This is a genomic window from Pseudomonas sp. TMW22080 (assembly GCF_022496745.1).
GTDB lineage: Bacteria > Pseudomonadota > Gammaproteobacteria > Pseudomonadales > Pseudomonadaceae > Aquipseudomonas > Aquipseudomonas bubulae.
In genome coordinates this window covers 775075-788823 of record NZ_SCFF01000003.1, presented here as the reverse complement: position 1 = coordinate 788823, position 13749 = coordinate 775075, and the positions used below count along the sequence as shown (strand labels likewise).

Here is a 13749-nt window from a genome sequence, read left to right as displayed (position 1 = left end):
CGGTGAGCGATAGGCCAGGTCGCGCAACTTGGTCTAGAGTGTCCCTATGTAGTCACTTTCAGGTGAAGTCTGAGCTTCTACACTTAAACGTACCACCCAACCCTTGCCACCCATGCGCCTCGTTATATGAATACCCTCAACGGTAAAGATGGTCTTCTTTCCGCCCACTCATCTTTTGTTATTGGGGTATTGTGTAGACTCGCTTACCCAATTGCAGTTGATCTGGGCTGCTTTTTACATGGATTTTACCACCACATTTCATGACCTTGACCGGCAGAGAGCGACTGTGGATTCAAGCGGTGGATGCAACAATAGCCAGCCTACGCGCCGTCCTGGAGGTATGCTGAAATCAAAAGTTAGAGGTGCTTGTAGGAATCGCGATGAAAATAACCGGAAGAGTTGAAATTGAGGCCGTCACAGATGTCGTATGCGATGTATGCCGTTGCTCCACACGCTTGGATACTGGCGGGCATCAGTTTGGCACCCTACAAGCACACTGGGGCTATGGTAGTGCTCATGATGGGGAGCGCTATGAACTGCATCTGTGTGAGGAATGCTTCTTTCGAACATTGACTTACCTTAAGCAGGATCAGCGAACTCAGCAACAGCTCAGTGAGGATGGCCAAGATTTCAACGATAGTCTCGGGCTGGTCGCGAAGGATGATTATTTTGGTGACGCTGGAAGCCGATAGCTAGTCTCCGCATATTGCAGTTTGGCCGTAGCTGATCCGTTGGGCACAAGGTCGCGTTAGGCCAGCATCCGCACATGCAGTGTTTTTATGAGTGGTGCTGCCTTTTCCTGTGGTATTTGCGAGCCATCTTCATCGCTCATGTCACTCGCTTGCCGTTCTATTCCATACAACCCGCCAATCGAGTTCAGTGCCTGTTTTGCCATGCCCCTTTGGCGTGACAAGGAAAATCCTGAGGGAGAGAATTTTAGCATTAGCTGGAATACTGTATTAATATACAGTATGCTGGCGAGAGTTTGTAGTGTGAAACGTGATTCAAAAGTGGTTATATGTCGTGGCACTTAGCCACCAATGCAAGGGGGACAATCTTTGGCCACTTTAACAGATGATCAAATAGCTTCACTAAAAATAAGTAATTTCCTCTTTCATGTAGTTCACCATGGAAAGGATGAACCCGAATATTTTGACGATGTACCACTTGGGAAGTTCGAGCCTTTTTTTGTCGCTCGAATAAAAGATACTCTTAAAGGGAATAGGTTTTCCTTCTTGGATGACTCTAGTGTTAAAGCCCAAATATTGAAGTGGCAGGGCAAGGAGACCACTTTTCTCGAGCTTTCAAAGGTTTTAGCTTCTCAGTTTAACGATTTTTATGATAAGCGAGTTACACTTGGGGTTTTAATTGTAATCGAGCTGCTCGCTGGAGAGAAACGATACTACTCACTTATAAAGTATGATTCGGATGAAGTCGTTAGCTTCACAAGAAATGGCGCGAAGGCCGTGCTTGCAGATGTGGTCAATAATTTTACACAGTCGGCCAAGTCACTCCAGAAGTCCGCGCTTGTCGACTTGGATGCAGTTGCCGCTGAAGGCCATGTAGCAGTGATTGATCGTCAGACGCGATCTAGTATTAGTGATATTTTTAGAAAGTTTCTTGGTGTCGAACGCACCAAAAAGCCAGCGGAGCTAACTGAGTCCTTGCATAAGGCCGTAATTAAGATCGTTTCTAAGCATAAAGATGACTTCCCATCCTCGTTTACTTGTCGCGCTGTAGAGCAGGTCAGAGAAATTGCAGAGAAACAGAAAGAATTCAATGCAGATGACTTTTTTGATCAGTTTTTTGGCGCTTATGGGAATGATGAGGTTAAAGCGTCCTATCAAAAAGAACTAAATTACCAAGGATTGACTGGTGAAGTATTTGAGTATGTGCCAGATGCGTTGCCGGAGGTAAGAAAAGTTAGATACAAGACCCAAGAGGGGATTGTGATCACGGTTCCGCCTGGGGCTGGTAATACCTTAAAAATTTCTCCAGATGGGAAAACTATCACCATCTCAACGTCTAAAGTAAACGAGGTTTGATATGGATTATGGTGCTCAATTAGTTAGGTTGCTAGAGCAGCCGGGAATGGGCACCAAAGTCGCAGTTTTTGAAACGCTTGCTGAAGTGCGAATGGATGATGTTTCTGAGCCAAGTGCGGAGTTTATTAAACAGCTTAAGCTGACTTCTACATATCTCACTACATATGGACTAGGTTCCATGGTGATCATTGGTGCTATCAGTGGTCAGGAGTGGCCGGCTGAGGAATTCAGTGTAGAAGATGCCTTGGAGCCTGTAAGGGTTATTATCACGAAGCTGTCAACTGATGACTGGGTGTATTTCGCAACGGTCGACGGCTTTCGGCAATGGTTAAAAAGCTTCTGCGCAGGCCAAGCCATTGCGCCAGAACGACTTTGTGTCTGGGTGGCTGGAGATTTTGCGCCTTTTGCTACTTTTCAGCATGCTGTAAGGCCATTCCTATCAGATAAATTATTGCCCGAGATCGAACAGAAGCCCGAGAAACCTTGGAAGCTTGTTCGGGATCTAACTCATGCCTATACCCCGTCGTCTATCAGTCCATGGTTAATTTTAGAGAGTCCTGCCTCAGCAAGCGTTGTATACGATGCATGGTCAGATATTGCCAAACAGAATTTGGCTTTCTGTCTACCGTCCGAAGTCCGCAGCGAAGGTGATGCTGTAGAAGCAGTGTTTCGAGGTGGGCGTTCACTTCCTGTACCGGTGAAGGAGGTGAACTGGAGCGGCGTCGACTATGGTAGTTTTAGTGAGGCATGCAATTGGGTTTATGCAACTCCTCGTGAGGCCGAGACTAAATTTCAGCTATTAAACAATCACTTGGCTATAAATTGGAATCAAGGCAGTGCATGGCCTGAAGGTGCCAGTCAAGTTCTCGAAAATAGCCTGGTAGGCGCCAAAGAGGCATTTGCCTTCCATTTACAAGATCAGAGCAAGGAGGCCATAAAAGGACTTGGTGATCTGAGGAAAGGGCTACAGGAGGAAGTCGCAAAAACACAGACTGCTGCGCGGGATCTAATTTCGGCAGTGTGGCGCGACTTTGCTATTGCAGGTGTCGTGTTAGCGCTTAAGATTCCAAGCAGTCCGATCACTGTGGGTGGAAAAGTTATTCAGTCGCTTTATATTGCGACAGCTCTACTATTAGCGCTTAGTATTTTCGTCAGTGGGTTCTCAAATCGACGATTTAACTCTTTGGCAGACTCTAGTCGAAAAGACTGGAGAAACAAACTATATAGCTTTATGTCAGATAAAGATTGGCAAACGTTAGTAGAGTCTCAGGTAGAGGCTGGAAGAAAGGTTTTTTGGGTGATTTGGGCGCTTTGTTTCATTCTTTACGGGGGGGCCGCCTTGTATCTGATATCACTAGCCTTTCCTGGAGTCATTACCAGCTTTTTGAATATGCTTTTTTTAGAATATCTGAATCCATTGGTAGAGGTGGTTCGTGAGTCTATTGATTGTTGCGTTGGGTAATATAACACCGTAGCGTACAGGTTTTTTTGAATTCAAGCGGTACTAAGTAATTACTTCGATGAAATAAGTCTTTTTAAAAGCTCTGTTAGGCGGGCTGCTTTGGTCACTGGTTTTAGAGCCGGTGTCGAACAGGTGTAGCTCACCAATCTGCATTTTCGGTTCAGGTGGTTAAAGATACCGTAAGGTTTAATAATCCCAGCGTTATTCAGTCAACAATGACCTATTCAGCTCAACTCGAGGCGTCTGACATTGCGGAAAGTATTTATCCATCAGGTCATGAAAGCGGTCGTTATGGTGACGTTCGTCTAGGTTATGTACGAACAGTAACGTCGTAAACATCGCATGGCGCAGGCCAGCGAGATTATCGCCGCATAACTTTTCGTGAGTTTGTCGAAGCGTGTAACGATGCGGCGGTTCTCCTTTAGCCAACCAAACATACCCTCGATGATATTTTGCTTTCGGTACTTGGGTCGCTTACACAGAGTCGACCCATAGCAGTCATTCATTCCTGAGCCTTTCCCTGTCATCTTCAGAATGTCGGCGTAGCTTCCTTCCATTGGAAGGTGTTTTTTAAACACGCAGCAAGTGTTCCAGAGAGCTCGCTCCTCAGCTTGGTATTTGATGAATAGGGTGCGCGAGTGTGTTTACTGTCGTTCGTGAGCACTCCGCAATATTTCACCACATCGTTTTTTCCAGCCGTTATCCATCTGGTTACGGCGAGTAAATGGTTTTGGTCGACCAGATGTTGAGGCCCGTGCCGGGCGGTCTGCCGGCGTACATTGCGGCGTTGACCTAGCCCATTACCGTCTCGGTCCACGCGGTAACGTTTCTACCCCAGCATGCTGTCAGGGGATCAAACGATAAAGTCGCGCTCTAGTTCTCTCACCGAGGCTTTTACCGCAGAAATAGTGCCGTTAGATTCTGGGTGGGCATAAACAATCGCAGTATTCAAATTATGAAGTTTCGCGAGCGCAAGGAATACCTTCAACTTGTATTGCGGCATGCCGTAAACCGACCATAGCTCCCGGTCCTTAAGCTTTTCTAAGTAAAGTTCTGCATACCTTTTCGATAAAAATAAAGGGACCGTGGGTCGGCCGTCGGCAACTGGAGCATGGTAGCTTCCAGTGCTGTACTGGGTTGGACTATTACTCCGCTCTGCGATAATCCAGAAAGGCTCGCCAAGTAAATTAGGTTCATGCAGCCCAGAACTTATAATCTGTTGACCTACTAACTCTGGAAGCGATGGTAGGTCGTCCGCGGTGAGTAGTGATATGTTGTGTCTAGCGGCTACCATCTCAACACCTGCTTGGTAGCCAGATCGAGACACAACTATTCCAATAACATCATGTCCGATATTTTTAATCTTCTGGTGAAATTCGAGGATTTTACCTTGATCAATGGGGCGCTTCCAATCTTTACACTCGATAGCTACCCTATGTCGAACGCCTACCCTAGAAAATTCATAGTATACATCAACTTCATAGGTGTCGCCGGTGGGTAGCTTGAAGGTGGTTCGGCGAGATACTTGTGTTTTTTCGCCGCGAAGATTGAGTAGCGTGCTGTAAACGTACTGGACGTAACTCTCAAAATCCTTGCCCGTATTCTGTATCTTAGACATGTTTCACCGTGAATTAGGTACGATGTTTAGAAATTCTTGGTCAGGCGCACTCTTAAAGATTTTTCAAGTGTGAACCTGTGGATTAATCGTGAACTGTTATTTTAAATCTTGCCAAACTGTGAGATATTCTTTGAGCCCATCCTTTTCGAAAAAAGCGCGATCCTCTAGCAGTTTTAGTATGCCCCATCCTGAATATGCTTGTGCTATGCATACTAAGTTCAGGAATCTAACGGGCATCGTATAGTTACAGATTTCTATGTATTTTTCCTGGTAGCGGGAAGGGCATGCTTCGGTTGTTATTTTGAATAGTATGTAAAAACTTCTCACCGAAGAGAAGACCCCCATTGATGATTGCTCGTCTAACTTGTCGAACATCGCTTCGAAGTCAGACTGCACATCCATTTTGATATTGTCTTTATATAATCTGATAATCTCTTCTTCGATATGGCTGACAGCGTAGGACTCACAGTGCTCTTTGCCGGATGAATCCTTTATAATAAGTCGGCTGTACTCTTGCCTGGCAACTTCCGCAAGATTGTAGAAAGTAGACTCAAAAGATCTCAAGTCTTCAAGCTCTTTTTGCCTTTCCTCAGAGTTTTTTATATGGTTGTTTTGTTCGATAATGCTCATGTTCGCATCTTTTTGCAGGTCTATAGACTTGATTAACATGCACATTGTAATAAAGGTTATAATGGGATTAGAAAATCCGCCTATAAAATCACCAAACGTACCCCATTCTCCCTTGTCAGAAGATAATCCAAGACCTTCATTGAAGTTCAGAGAATATATTAGTAATGCCCCGGTTATCGTCATAGCGCCAATCACTATTTCTTTTCTCATGGTCCTATACCTGTTTAGTCAAGGATGACGCTATGGACCTTGTAATGCTTGACTATGTCATCTCGACCCATAACGCGGGTGACTTCCAATGTTAAAGGCGAAAAATCTTCTGAGCCATTGTTTTGGTGCAGGTTTCTTGAAAAGAGTTTTCTTTGATTAGCAGGGAACATTTGCCAGGTTCTCGCAGGAGCAAAGCTAACAGATTTTTCGTCCTCTGATAAAATTAGGCGGCCAGTTCCTGTTAGTTTGTTAAATCTGGTAATTACAGCGGTTATTTGAATGCGTTGATCTTCTGTAAATTCATGTGATAAATACTGAAATGTGTCGCTATTAAATACTGAAATTGGCGAGCGTCTTTTATTTAAAACTATTCGGTAACCTTGATTTTCTATAGGTTTGTGTATTCTCAGTAAAGGTTCACGAATTCTCTGGATTAAGTCAACTTCGTCTTCGATGTAGGTTCTGGCCCAGCTTATTGCGACAGGCTTTATTATTTGATGCTCGACGCCTACGGCTTGACCTATGTAGTGTTTCATTATCTGGAAGAACCCATCTTCTCCAATCCATTCCAGCACTCTAACTTGTTCGGCGCCAGTAATTGCTAACTCGAATTTTTGCCCGAAAGAGCCGATGAAGGATCTTTTAAAATTGGCTCTTATTCCTTCTATTGAGGGGACTTGCTTTGCGAGTGTTCTATTCAAAATAGTATGTGCTACAAGAGCAACGACCTCTGAGGTCCCCTCTAATGCTTTAGCTCCATAATAGAAGTCGAGATCAGTAAAATTTGCCTCACCTGTTCCAATCGTCACATCCATCGGAATTATCAATTATGTTCCCTCAAAAATGGTGATGTCACCTTACCATTATCCATGGCATGACGATCCTTGGGATACCTATTTTCGATGACTCCTAAGGCTCACTAGCTACACTTGGTTGTTCATGTCTCAGGGCAGGGATCACTGATGCTCAGTAGACCGAGCTGTCTTACTGAGACCAAAAAACCACAGTGCGCGGTACTCCACTATGGGAGCGTGATTTCTCAGGGTTTTGACTAGCTTACAGAGATACACTCAAATCTGAGTAAATCTTCAGGAGCCACTGTAGCTCTCATCGATTTGAGGGTTTTCTGCCGGTCATGGTTACAACCCGCGCTGGTCTAATTCGATTCAGTCGGTGGCTAGAACGAATTAAATGGTCAAGATGAACGCAAATGAGTAGTCAAGTGGAGTGCGACTTCGCACCAATGACATTGCTGTGTCATAGCTCTGTAGCGACCCAACATGAATCTACCGTTCGTCGCCTTTTTTGGCCAAGTTCGCTGCTTGATGCATGGAGTTAGTCGCAGGGGATTCTGTAAAGTTTAGGATGATAAATTGGTGAGGTTGGACAGAAATTTTACAAAAAAATATACAAAATCAATGCGAAATTGAGCTGGTGTGTATCGCGGGCTCCAGTGTTTTGCGGAATGAATCGCTTGCTCGCCAAAATGCAGAGGCTTCTGGTATTCATAACCGTTCTAGGTCTTGCCTTGGGCTTAACAGCTTCAGCGTTACCTAAAAAGCCCCGAGAGTTCTGCTCTCGGGGCTTTTTGTTTGCCTCAAAAATAATCCCCGTAAACGGGGATTATTTTTTACATAAACGCAACCAGCCGTTTATTTTTCAGCGCTGTCCGGTAATGCATACGCAATGATGTAATCACCTACGTCAGGGGAGTGGCTCATGCCCCCTGCAGAGATCACCACGTATTGTTTCCCGGTAACCGGTGATTTGTAGATCAGCGGTGCGGCCACTGCGCCGACAGGCAAGCGTGCTTTCCACACTTCTTTACCGGTTGCCGAGTCGAGCGCACGCAGGTAGTAGTCTTGAGTCCCTGCAAAGAACACCAGGCCCGAGGCTGTTGAGGTTGGACCACCCAGTGTTGGCATGCCCAGCGGTATCGGCATGTGGGTTTTAATTCCCATAGGGCCGGTATCCTGGACGGTGCCCATAGGCACTTGCCACACCAGTTTCTGAGTATTGAGATCAATCGCACTCATGCTGCCGAACGGGGGTGTATTGCACGGCACGCCCAGTGGCGATTGCAGAATGTCGATTCTCACGCCGCCATAGATACCGGCGACTTGTGGGCGAATGGTTCCCATGAAACCGGGCACTTCGTCAGTCGATACTTTGAACTTGCTGGTGTCTTCCTTCGTCACCAGCGACATCCGCAGGGGCACACGCATGTCGTTAACAAACATCATGCCTGTATTTTCGTCGATGGAGATGCCCCCCCAGTTCATACCGCCCAACAAGCCTGGCCATTCGATGTACGGTTTCTCGGACGGAGGTGTAAACGGGCCCACGTAAACGGAGTCCTTGAACATGATCCGGCAGTACAGTTGATCGAAAGTCGTCACGCCCCACATGGACTTCTCAGTCAGTGGCTCAACACCAATAGTTGGCATTCCGACCGAAAACGGTTGAGTCGGTGACAGGTGCTCGCCTTCAGCAGCAGGTGAGGTTGGAACCGGACGTTCTTCAACTTCGGTAACAGGTTTGCCTGTACGACGGTCCAGAACAAAAATATTGCCTGTTTTGCTGGTCTGGATCAAAACCGGCGTTTTCTCGCCGTCAGCGCTCTTCCAGTCATACATAACTGGCTGAGAAGGCAGGTCGTAATCCCACACATCGTGGTGAACGATCTGGTAAACCCACTTGGCTTTACCGGTCGATGCATCCACAGCTACAACCGCCGAGCCATATTTTTCCTTGGCCGCGTTGCGATCACCGCCCCAGTAGTCCGGTGGGCCATTGCCTGTTGGCAGGTAGACCAGGTTCAACTCTTTATCGTAAGTAGGAATAGTCCATACGTTAGGCGTTTCCAGCGTGAACTGGTGATCGTCGGCAGTAGCGTCCTTACCCTCAGGTGCGCCTATGTCCCATGCCCAGACCAAATCACCGGTCAGCACGTCAAATGCACGCACGGCCCCTGAAGGCTCGCCCGCTACAATGTCACGCACCCAGCCGCCGACTACGGTCAGATGACCCATCACAACCGGCAGAGAGGTTGGGTGATAGCGTTTGCTCTTCTCGGTCGGGCCCATGCCTTTCTTGAGATCGACGTAACCGTTCTCACCAAAGCTCGAGCACAGGGCGCCGGTGTGCGCGTCAAGCGCAAACAGACGGGCATCTACCGACGACACCAGAATGCGCTGACGGCATTGTTGGTCGTTGTCGTGCGAAGCCTTGACCTCAGCACTCAGGCTGTCGTCTTTATCGATGTCGTAATAACCCACGCCGCGGCAGGTGACGTGTTCTTCAGTTTTGGCTTTAGGGTCGAACTTCCAGAGAGGAGCCCCAGTATCACCATCCAGTGCGGTGATCAGATTCTCCGGTGTGCATGAATACAGCACGTTGCCAATCTGCAACGGCGTGTTTTCGTCTACGCCTGCACCAGCCCCGGTCGTTCTGCGCCCTGTTCTGTATGTCCAGGCGACCTGTAGGTCCTTGACGTTTTCTGGGGTGATCTGCGTGTAAGGCGCAAACCGGGTACCCGATGCGCTGCGACCATAGTATTCCCAATTTTCAGGCGTATCGGCAGTAGGTTCCTTCGGCTCGGATGCCTTCGACGCGACCACAGGATTTGAGATCGCACCGTGAGGGTAAAACGCAGCAATAAAGGTGGCGATCAACGCGGCAAACACCGCAAAGCCAAACCGGTTAGCCATGCGCCGAGTCATCAGGGATGTACCCGGGAACGTCGCGCCCACCCACAAACTAAGTGTCAGGATAATGGCTGGAACGACAAGGCGTGGCAGCAGTTCCCAATAACTGAACTGACCTACCTCATAAAATGCCCAGACGCATGTGGCAAGGAAAATAAGTGCCGAAAATATAATGCTGAAACGTTTACGCCATAACAATAACGGGGCGAGTAGCAAATAAGCCAACCCGGCTATTAGATAATAACTTGATCCGTCCAGGGCCAATAACATGACCCCACCGTATATCAATGTCACTGCAACAGCAAAAACGAAGAGGGAAAATATTATTCTCGCGAGCGAGCTGATTGCCCGTCTTTTAGTGGGTGATTGATGGTCATCCGTCATTTTCATGAATGCTCTATGGGTGAATACAAAACTGTTCCTCGTCGGTGCGAACAGCCCGGCCGAATGATCGATTCGGACGTAATTGGTTGGGCGTAAATCCTCTGGCACCTCGTCAATCAAGCGTTAAAGCGCTGAAAAACCAGGTCGTTACCCGGTGAGTCGGATGCTGAACGCGCAGTTGCACACAAAGGACTGAAGGTTCTACGAAACCTGGAGCGGAGCATCAGTGCTCTATAGGGTTGGATTTTGTGACTTTGTTTGCGCTAGCAGGCTAATTTTAATCGGATGATGTCTCGGATAAATCCAGCGCATTGGAAAACAATATTGATGAAACAGTAACAATCAAGTAGTCGTGAGCGACTCAATAGGTGCAGAACGTCATCGGTGCTGGGTGGCCAACGAGCAATGAGTCATAGGCACGATGAGCAGATCTGTTGAGTCATCGCTTCAGGTTCGTGCCTGTTAGTTCAAGAGCTGGCATTCAGGCGAATTGTTACGAACGCACCAACAATGTTTCTTGCAGAGTTGGATGTATTCCAAAAAAGCTAATGCTTACACTTAAGCGTTGCTACTAACGTCAAGCGACGTTATCCAATCCAATCCAATCCAGTCCTTACACCCTGACGCAAGCAGCATAAGGCGACTTGCTAAACAGCCTTGATCATCTGCGTTTTTTCAACGGAGCACCTTTCGAATGTTTTTTTCTTTCCGCGCGCTGCTGAGTACCAGCCTGTGCAGCGGTTTGTCGTTCTGTATGTTGTCCCCTGCTTCAGCGTTGGCAGATTCTACGGACTTGATGAGTCGCTCAACACTCACCGGCGATTGGGGAGGGGAGCGACAGAAGCTGGTCGACAAGGGGATTAAGCTGACGGGTGAATACAGCTCCGAGACGATTTCGAACCTGCACGGCGGGATAAAACGCGGCACTCGCTATGCGCAACAAATACGCATTGGCGCGCAGTTTGATCTGAGCAAGTTACTCGACACTCCGGATGCTGGGGTGGTGCAGATCATTATCAATGACCGTCGTGGCCACAGCGCCACGGAAGATTTGCTCGGTAACCGCTTATCAGCTCAGGAAAACTATGGGGGTGAATACACCCGGCTGACCGAGTTCAGCTATCAACGCAATCTGTTTTCCAAAGACCTGTCGGCCAAGGTCGGATATATGGTCATGGGCACCGAATTTGGGGGGATGCCCATCCTGACCAACTTTGTAAGCGCCGGTTTTTGTGCACACCCGTTAACCATGTCCAGCGGCAGTGGATGGGGTAACTATCCGACGGCACACTGGGGGGGAGAACTGCGTTACGACGTTAACCCGTCTCTAACGCTGCAAACCGCTGTGTTCCAAGTCAACCCGGAGCACAACGCACGCCCTTCTGAAGCGTTTTCCATGCCCAGCAACGGTACCACCGGGGCTATTTTGCCACTGGAGGCGATTTTCAATAATCATGCCTTTCTGGATGGTCAGTACAAAGTCGGTTGGTATTACGACACGTCCAATTACCAGAAAATTGGCAGCACAGAAAAGAGCAGTAACCGTACCGGGGCTTACGTGTTGTTTGATCAGGCCATCTGGAAGGACGAGCAAGACCCTGAAAGCGTATTGCGCCTTTTCGGGCAAGCGGCCACCAGTAACGCTGCGACTTCACCGATGCGTCGTTGGTATTCGGTGGGTCTGGTCAAGCAGAAGCCCTTTGCAAACCGCCCCAAAGATACTATCGCCTTTGGTTATGGCCGCGCCGTGATCAATTCGCGCACGCGCGATGAGCAAGAAGCGGCTGCAATCAATTTTGGGGAGTCAGACATGATCGCCAGCCTCGACAACGGCGAGCAGATGCTTGAACTCAACTATGGCGCGCAAGTCACGCCCTGGCTGCTGGTGCGACCGGACATGCAGTACTACATCGAACCGGGCGCGTTCTTCGGTAAAAAAAGAGGAAACGCATTGGCTGTAGGACTACAGATCAAAGCGACTTTTTAACAGGCGGGCTGGCGATTTGTGCGTTACGAACCTGAAAGCGCAGGCTATTAAGCGATCTCCGCGACTCAGGCAAGCACACATTGCCCATTGACCATGCGCCACAGTTCGAGCGGATTGCCCTCCTGTAGCGTTTCAGGCATCAAGGCCGCAGGCAGGTCCTGATAACACACCGGCCGTAAGAACCTGTCGATGGCGCTGGCGCCGACGGCGCTACTTCGACTGTCCGAACTGGCCGGGAACGGGCCGCCATGCACCATCGCGTGAGAGACCTCGACGTTGTTCGGATAACCGTTCACCAGGATGCGGCCCGCCTTGCGCTCAAGGATGGGCAGCAGCTTTCGGGCCAGCCCATGATCAGCGTCATCCAATTGCATTGTCGCCGTCAGCTGTCCTGACAGGTGCTCGGCCACCGCCAGCATTTCATCTTCGTTCTTGCAGGCGACGATCAGCGAGCTGGGGCCGAATGTTTCGTCGCCAAGCCGTTCTGTTGTGAGAAAGGTGGCTGCATCGGTTACGAACACTGTGGCCTGCGCGGCACTTGGCTTTTCTGCAGGGCACCCTTGGCCCAGCGTTGTAATACCGCTGATGTTGCCTGTCTCCTCGATCCCAGCGAGGTAGGCATGATGAATCCCCGGCGTCAGCATGGTTGCTGCCGCCTTTTTGTGCAGGGCGTCCAGGGCCGTGCTGCAAAACTGGGTCAGTGCCTGACCTTCCAGGGCAATCACCAAACCTGGATTTGTACACAATTGGCCGGCACTCATCGTCAGAGCCTCAACGAATCCACGGCCGATTTCGCTGGCGCGCATCGACAGCGCATGCGGCAACAGGAACACGGGATTGATGCAGCTCATTTCGGCGTACACCGGAACCGGTTCGCTGCGTTGCGCCGCGGTACGCATCAGCGCCAGACCGCCTTGTCGCGAACCCGTGAAGGCGACTGCCTTGATCGCGGGATGGCTGACCAGGGACTGGCCGAACGGATGACTGTCGCCAATGAGCAGGGAAAACACGCCCTCTGGCAAGTTGTGGGCAGCGGCTGCCTGTTGAATCACCTGGCCTACCAGTTCAGACGTACCCAGGTGAGCTTCGTGTGCCTTGACCACTATCGGGCAGCCAGCGGCCAGGGCAGCGGCGCTGTCGCCGCCGGCAACCGAAAACGCCAGGGGAAAATTGCTTGCACCAAATACAGCCACTGGGCCGAGCGCGATTTTGTGCAGCCTCAGGTCGGGGCGAGCAGGGATGCGTGTCGGCAATGCGCAGTCGAGGGTGGCGCCGAGGTAGTGGCCGTCGCGCACCACCTGGGCAAAGAGTCGCAACTGGCTCACGGTGCGACCCCGTTCGATGATCAGGCGCGCTGCCGGCAATCCGGTTTCGAGAGACGCGCGCCCGATCAGCGTGACCCCCAACGCCAGGATGCCCGTGGCGATCGCTTCCAGAAACTGGGCACGCTGTTCTGCCGTGGTCGCGCGGTAGCGATCGCAGGCCTGCTGCGCCAACGTGCAGGCCTGTTCAATGTCAGCGATACCGCCGACGCCGAAGTCAGGGCCCAGCGTTTCATGGGTGGCAGGGTTGATTGCAGACAGCAATCCTTTGTCGCCACGCACTGCCGACTGGCCGATGAGCATTTTGCCAGTAATCATCATGTGTCCTATTGTTTGCTGTGCCATCGTCAGGCCCGATTTTTCCTGGAAATGAAATGCGCAGGA

The 13749-nt window shown here is 49.5% G+C and carries 9 protein-coding genes and 1 pseudogene; 4 read left to right on the top strand and 6 right to left on the bottom strand.

The features are described 5' to 3' along the window. The first annotated feature begins 380 nt into the window (after positions 1-380). The 3 genes from EQV96_RS13920 (at position 381) to EQV96_RS13910 (ending at position 3507) form a co-directional block, all read left to right on the top strand. Positions 381-692, top strand: coding sequence for a hypothetical protein (locus EQV96_RS13920; RefSeq protein ID WP_240882133.1), 312 nt, complete (start codon positions 381-383; stop codon positions 690-692). A gap of 366 nt (positions 693-1058) precedes the next feature. Then, positions 1059-2045: a nucleoid-associated protein gene (locus tag EQV96_RS13915; protein ID WP_240882132.1), complete on the top strand. Its 987-nt coding sequence runs from the start codon at positions 1059-1061 to the stop codon at positions 2043-2045. 1 nt (position 2046) lies between these two features. Further along, a complete protein-coding gene (locus tag EQV96_RS13910; RefSeq protein ID WP_240882131.1) occupies positions 2047-3507 on the top strand; it encodes a hypothetical protein in 1461 nt (486 codons plus the stop codon). Between the two features lie 305 nt (positions 3508-3812). Here EQV96_RS13910 and EQV96_RS13905 read toward each other — a convergent pair. The 5 genes and pseudogenes from EQV96_RS13905 to EQV96_RS13885 all read right to left on the bottom strand — a co-directional run. Further along, positions 3813-3980: pseudogene (locus EQV96_RS13905) on the bottom strand (transposase); the annotation flags it as partial. A gap of 380 nt (positions 3981-4360) precedes the next feature. After that, a complete protein-coding gene (locus EQV96_RS13900) occupies positions 4361-5125 on the bottom strand; it encodes a restriction endonuclease (protein ID WP_240882130.1) in 765 nt (254 codons plus the stop codon). Positions 5126-5221: 96 nt separating this feature from the next. After that, the gene (locus EQV96_RS13895) at positions 5222-5965 is read right to left on the bottom strand and encodes a hypothetical protein (protein ID WP_240882129.1); all 744 of its coding nucleotides are present in this window, start codon (positions 5963-5965) and stop codon (positions 5222-5224) included. A 14-nt stretch (positions 5966-5979) separates the two neighbouring features. Then, on the bottom strand, positions 5980-6780 hold the full coding sequence (locus EQV96_RS13890; RefSeq protein ID WP_240882128.1) for a hypothetical protein: 801 nt from the start codon (positions 6778-6780) through the stop codon (positions 5980-5982). An 837-nt stretch (positions 6781-7617) separates the two neighbouring features. Then, positions 7618-10056, bottom strand: coding sequence for a membrane-bound PQQ-dependent dehydrogenase, glucose/quinate/shikimate family (locus tag EQV96_RS13885; protein WP_095023485.1), 2439 nt, complete (start codon positions 10054-10056; stop codon positions 7618-7620). Between the two features lie 694 nt (positions 10057-10750). Here EQV96_RS13885 and EQV96_RS13880 point away from each other — a divergent pair. Next, on the top strand, positions 10751-12043 hold the full coding sequence (locus tag EQV96_RS13880; RefSeq protein ID WP_240882127.1) for a carbohydrate porin: 1293 nt from the start codon (positions 10751-10753) through the stop codon (positions 12041-12043). Between the two features lie 65 nt (positions 12044-12108). Here the strand turns inward: EQV96_RS13880 and EQV96_RS13875 are convergent, their stop codons facing one another. Next, positions 12109-13686 (bottom strand): aldehyde dehydrogenase (NADP(+)), encoded by a 1578-nt coding sequence (locus EQV96_RS13875; protein ID WP_240882126.1) that lies wholly within the window; start codon positions 13684-13686, stop codon positions 12109-12111. Positions 13687-13749: the final 63 nt, after the last annotated feature.

Coding starts and splice junctions, on each gene's coding strand:
- EQV96_RS13920 (WP_240882133.1), top strand. CDS start 381: ATGAAAATAACCGGAAGAGTTGAAATTGAGGCCGTCACAGATGTCGTA.
- EQV96_RS13910 (WP_240882131.1), top strand. CDS start 2,047: ATGGATTATGGTGCTCAATTAGTTAGGTTGCTAGAGCAGCCGGGAATG.
- EQV96_RS13900 (WP_240882130.1), bottom strand. CDS start 5,125: ATGTCTAAGATACAGAATACGGGCAAGGATTTTGAGAGTTACGTCCAG.
- EQV96_RS13895 (WP_240882129.1), bottom strand. CDS start 5,965: ATGAGAAAAGAAATAGTGATTGGCGCTATGACGATAACCGGGGCATTA.
- EQV96_RS13890 (WP_240882128.1), bottom strand. CDS start 6,780: ATGGATGTGACGATTGGAACAGGTGAGGCAAATTTTACTGATCTCGAC.
- EQV96_RS13885 (WP_095023485.1), bottom strand. CDS start 10,056: ATGACGGATGACCATCAATCACCCACTAAAAGACGGGCAATCAGCTCG.
- EQV96_RS13880 (WP_240882127.1), top strand. CDS start 10,751: ATGTTTTTTTCTTTCCGCGCGCTGCTGAGTACCAGCCTGTGCAGCGGT.
- EQV96_RS13875 (WP_240882126.1), bottom strand. CDS start 13,686: ATGATGATTACTGGCAAAATGCTCATCGGCCAGTCGGCAGTGCGTGGC.